This window comes from Streptomyces sp. NPDC001549 (genome assembly GCF_042894025.1).
Classification (GTDB): domain Bacteria; phylum Actinomycetota; class Actinomycetes; order Streptomycetales; family Streptomycetaceae; genus Streptomyces; species Streptomyces kutzneri.
In genome coordinates this window covers 1-1,703 of record NZ_JBIAVJ010000081.1, presented here as the reverse complement: position 1 = coordinate 1,703, position 1,703 = coordinate 1, and the positions used below count along the sequence as shown (strand labels likewise).

1 protein-coding gene is annotated in these 1,703 nt (G+C 68.0%); it reads left to right on the top strand.

Translation table 11 applies throughout. From position 1 onward, the window contains the following. Positions 1-59: 59 nt before the first annotated feature. Positions 60-1,685, top strand: a complete 1,626-nt coding sequence (locus ACFY04_RS43675; protein WP_389126640.1) for an ISAzo13-like element ISStsp1 family transposase — start codon at positions 60-62, stop codon at positions 1,683-1,685. Positions 1,686-1,703: the final 18 nt, after the last annotated feature.

Genomic DNA, 1,703 nt, shown 5'->3' with positions numbered 1-1,703 from the left:
GCTAAGGGATTGCAGATCATCAAGGTGTTGCTTCCCGACCTGGGGCTCGTTGGTCTGGTATGCGCATCCCGGACGAGACCCGTGACCAACTCTGCGCGAAGTTCGCGGTGTTGTTCCCGCATCTGGACGAGCGGCAGCGACGGCTGTTGATGGGGGCCGAGGCCCGGCTGCTGGGGCATGGTGGCATCCGCGCTGTCGCTCGGGCGGCCCAGGTCAGTGAGACGACGGTCCGCGATGGCGTGTTCGAGCTGGAATCCGGCGACGAGCCGTTGGGGCGAGTCCGGCGTCCCGGCGGAGGACGCAAACGGGTCGCCGATCTGGACCCGGGGCTGCGGCCGGCACTGCTGGCGCTGGTCGAGCCCGATGAGAGAGGCGACCCGATGTCGCCGCTGCGGTGGACTGTGAAATCGACCCGTACGATCGCGGCGGAGCTGGCCCGGGCCGGGCACCGGATCAGCGCCGATACCGTGGGCGACCTGCTGCGGGAGGAAGGCTTCAGCCTGCAGGCCAACGCGAAGACACTCGAGGGTAACCAGCATCCGGACCGGGACACCCAGTTCCGTTACCTCAACGAGCAAGCCCGCAACCACCGGGACGCCGGCCAGCCGGTCATCAGCGTGGACACCAAGAAGAAGGAACTCGTCGGCGACTTCAAGAACAGCGGCCGCCAGTGGCGTCCCGCCGGCGAGCCCGTCCCGGTCAGCGTCCACGACTTCGCCGACCCGCAGCTGGGCAAGGCCGTCCCCTACGGGATCTACGATCTGACCGCGAACACCGGCTGGGTCAACGTCGGCACCGATCACGACACCGCCGCGTTCGCCGTGGAATCGATCCGCCGCTGGTGGCACGACCAGGGCCAGGCTGCCTACCCGCGAGCGACACGGCTCCTGATCACCGCCGACGCCGGCGGATCCAACGGCTACCGCACCCGGGCATGGAAGCTCGAGCTGGCTCAACTCGCCGCTGAAACCGGGCTGACGATCACCGTGTGCCACCTACCACCGGGCACTTCGAAGTGGAACAAGATCGAGCACCGGCTGTTCTCGCACATCACCATGAACTGGAGCGGCCGCCCGCTGACCAGCCACGAAGTCATCGTGCAGTCGATCGCCGCGACCACCACCCGCACCGGACTGCGCGTGAGGGCCGAACTCGACACCAACACCTACCCGACCGGAGTCCGTATCAAAGACGCGGAGATGGCCGCCCTGCCGCTGACCCGGCACGCGTTCCAGGGCGCCTGGAACTATGCACTGCACCCCCAGCCATCACCTGTAATCCCGGCGGCCCGGGCCCCGCAGACGCCGGATCCGGAGTGGAACCAGGCCTTGCTCTCTGATCCCGCACTGACCGGGATGACCCTCCAGCAACTGAACGACCTCACTGAGACCCTGGCCCCGGACGGGGATATCCGGCGCGGCCGCCCGCCCCGGCTGGCCTTCCCCGACCAGGTCCTGGCCACCGTGCTCCACCTACGGGCCGCCCTGGCCGCGGAACCCCTCGCCGTGCTGTTCGGCACGAGCCGCACCGCAATGCACCGCACCCTCTTGAACAACCGGCGACTGCTCGAGGCACACGGCATCACCATCCCACCGGCGACAACCCCACCCACGGCCCTCGCCGCCCTTCAGGCCCGGGTCCAGGCACAGACCAGCGAGGACAACAAGATCAAGACGACGTGTTAATGATCTGCAAGCCCTTAG

Excerpts from the sequence above, each read along its gene's own strand:
- ACFY04_RS43675 (WP_389126640.1), top strand. The coding sequence starts at position 60 with ATGCGCATCCCGGACGAGACCCGTGACCAACTCTGCGCGAAGTTCGCG.